This window comes from Extibacter sp. GGCC_0201 (assembly GCF_017566055.1).
Taxonomy (GTDB): domain Bacteria; phylum Bacillota; class Clostridia; order Lachnospirales; family Lachnospiraceae; genus Extibacter.
Genome location: NZ_JABFCH010000116.1, coordinates 1 through 229, shown reverse-complemented (window position 1 = coordinate 229; position 229 = coordinate 1). Strand labels below are relative to the sequence as shown.

At 45.9% G+C, this 229-nt stretch carries 1 protein-coding gene; it reads left to right on the top strand.

The window, feature by feature from the left end; all coding sequences use genetic code 11:
• Positions 1-188: ACT domain-containing protein (locus HJV72_RS18945; protein ID WP_208073413.1), on the top strand; the 188-nt coding region annotated here is incomplete at its 5' end.
• Between the last annotated feature and the right edge of the window lie 41 nt (positions 189-229).

Genomic DNA, 229 nt, shown 5'->3' with positions numbered 1-229 from the left:
TGGAGATCTCGAGAGTCCGTACGGAAACAGAGATCGATATTAAGACGATGAATGTCCGCACAAGTAAGAAGGGCGTTTCTACTGCGGAGATGGGCTTTGTCGTAAGAGGCAAAGAAGAGATGGGACGTCTGATCGGCAAGCTCAGACAGATTGAAAATGTGATTGATATAGAAAGGACAACAGGCTAGAGGCCGGAAAGAGGACCAAATGAAGATAGAGACGTTTGTAA